This is a genomic window from Allopusillimonas ginsengisoli (assembly GCF_004153455.1).
Lineage (GTDB): Bacteria > Pseudomonadota > Gammaproteobacteria > Burkholderiales > Burkholderiaceae_B > Allopusillimonas > Allopusillimonas ginsengisoli.
Genome location: NZ_SDQE01000027.1, coordinates 1 through 2,473, shown reverse-complemented (window position 1 = coordinate 2,473; position 2,473 = coordinate 1). Strand labels below are relative to the sequence as shown.

General features: G+C 57.8%; 3 protein-coding genes. All 3 read left to right on the top strand.

Annotated elements, in window-relative coordinates; genetic code table 11:
- Positions 1 to 77: 77 nt before the first annotated feature.
- The 3 genes from ERE07_RS21535 to tnpC are packed head-to-tail and all read left to right on the top strand — an operon-like array spanning position 78 to position 2,426.
- Positions 78 to 485, top strand: a complete 408-nt coding sequence (locus tag ERE07_RS21535; protein ID WP_130011069.1) for a transposase — start codon at positions 78 to 80, stop codon at positions 483 to 485.
- Entirely contained in the window at positions 482 to 814 is a 333-nt protein-coding gene (tnpB, locus tag ERE07_RS21530) for an IS66 family insertion sequence element accessory protein TnpB (protein WP_130011068.1), read from the top strand. Before ERE07_RS21535 ends, tnpB begins: the two co-directional genes overlap by 4 nt.
- A gap of 58 nt (positions 815 to 872) precedes the next feature.
- Positions 873 to 2,426: an IS66 family transposase gene (gene tnpC / locus ERE07_RS21525; protein WP_130011067.1), complete on the top strand. Its 1,554-nt coding sequence runs from the start codon at positions 873 to 875 to the stop codon at positions 2,424 to 2,426.
- Positions 2,427 to 2,473: the final 47 nt, after the last annotated feature.

The window sequence follows — 2,473 nt, the reverse complement described above, 5'->3', positions numbered from 1 at the left end:
CGTAAGCGTCCGGTAAATGCATCTTGAGCTAGCCGCTCGCTCATAAGAGCATAGTGTCCATCAAAATAGGTGGACACATGTACACGAGCCAAGAGAACGAATCGTTAAAACGCCGGCGGCGTCGCACACATAGCCCGCAGCTCAAGGCCGAACTGGTGTTGCAGTGCCAGCAAGTGGGCGTATCGGTAGCCGCTGTGGCCATGGAGCACGGGATTAATCCGAATCTTCTGCGACGCTGGCTTACCGAACATGAGCGGCTCGGTCAGCACCAGCATGCAGCGTTGGCCAGCATTACCCCGCAACGTGATGTCGCTGCTCAATTTATCGCATTGCCACTTACTCGAGCACAATCGCCTGAGTCGCAAGCGCCGGTTGAACAGTTCATCATGATTGACCTGCAACGCAACGGTCTGATCGCATCGGTACGCTGGCCCATAGGCCAAGCACAGCAGTGCGCGGCCTGGCTGCGTGACGTAATGCGATGATCCGCATCGACCAGATCTGGTTGGCAGTCGAACCGATCGACATGCGAGCGGGCACCGAGACGGTGCTGGCTCGGGTAGTTAAAGTCTTCGGTGCGGCCCATCCCCATCACGCCTACGTGTTTGTGAACAAACGCGGCAATCGTTTGAAGGTCTTGGTGCATGATGGATTGGGCGTGTGGCTGGCCGCACGACGTTTGAATCAGGGGCGGTTCGTCTGGCCCCGGGCAGGTCAGGCAAACCTGTCATTGGATCAAGAGCAATGGCAGGCATTGGTCGTGGGTTTACCGTGGCATCGCCTGGGTATGTTTGCGGTAATCGACGCCCTATAAAACAATCGGGGCATGCGCCAATGGCGGCCTGCGAGTATGTCATGGCACACTGACGCCTATGAATGCACCCACCCCGAACCTGGATGATCTTGATGCCCACGCCTTGCGTGAGCAGGTTCGCGCCTTGATGGCACAGTTGGGTGAGAAAGACCAGCTCTTGGCCAACAAGCAGCAAGAGATACTCTATAAAGACACCAAGATTGCACAGCTTACGCACGAGATAGCAGGCTTGCGCCGTTACCAGTTCGGCAAGAAAAGAGAACGTCTCTCGGGCGAGCAAGGTAGCTTGCTGGATGAGACCGTCACGGCAGATATCGCAGCCCTTGAGTTAGAACTGGAACAGCTGCGTGGTGCACCCTCAATCAGCCAACCTAAGCAGCAGCCCAAGCGTGCGGCCCTGCCGCCCGAACTACCCCGCATTGAGCACCGCCACGAGCCCGACTCCACCCTCTGTCAGTGCGGCTGCCAGTTGCAGCGTATCGGTGAGGATGTCGCTGAGAAACTGGACTATGTTCCGGGCGTGTTTAGCGTAGAACGCCATATCCGCGGCAAGTGGGCCTGCAAGCAGTGCCAGACCTTAATCCAAGCCCCAGCTCCTGCCCACGTGATTGATAAAGGCATGGCCAGCACGGGCTTACTGGCTCAAGTGTTGGTGGCTAAATATGCAGACCACCTGCCGCTGTATCGCCAAGAGAAGATCTTCGAGCGTGCCGGCATGAAGCTGGCGCGTTCTACCATGGCTGAATGGGTTGGCGTGTGTGGCGTACAGTTGCAGCCCCTGGCCGATGCCTTGCGTGAAGCACTCTTGGCACACCGCGTGATGCATGCAGACGAAACACCGGTTCAAATGCTCAAACCAGGCAGCAAGAAGACCCATCGGGCGTATCTGTGGGCTTATGCCCCGGGGGCCTTCGAGGACCTCAAGGCCGTGGTCTACGACTTCACAGAAGGCCGAGCCGGTGAACATGCCCGCACCTTCCTGGGTGACTGGCAAGGTAGCCTGATCTGCGATGACTACTCGGGCTATAAGGCGCTGTTTACACAAGGCGTGATCGAGATTGGTTGCATGGCGCATGCCCGACGCAAGTTCTTCGAGCTGCACGCCTCCAGCAAGAGCCAGTTGGCCGAGCAAGCCCTCCAATATATCGGCCAACTCTATGAGATTGAGCGCCAGGTGAAAGACCTGCCTACACAAGACCGATGGCGAGTACGGCAAGAACAGGCCAGACCACTGGCTGACATCTTGCATCAGTGGATGTTGGCGCAGCGCCAGCGGGTGCCCGAAGGATCCGCCACGGCGAAAGCCTTGGACTACAGCTTAAAACGCTGGGGCGCACTCACGCGCTACCTGGACGATGGGCAGTTGCCGATCGATAACAACCGCATCGAACAACAGATTCGACCCATTGCCGTGGGCCGCAGCAACTGGCTGTTCGCCGGCTCGTTACGAGCGGGAAAGCGTGCGGCGGCCGTGATGACCTTGATTCAATCGGCCAAGCTAAATGGGCATGATCCGTATGCCTATCTGAGGCAGGTGCTTACGCGTCTACCGACACAACCGGCCAGCCGCATTGGCGAACTCTTGCCGCACAACTGGGTGCCAACCGCTTAAGTAGCTAACGCCGTTAACTCAGCAAGATGAGTTCCCCGGACGCTTAC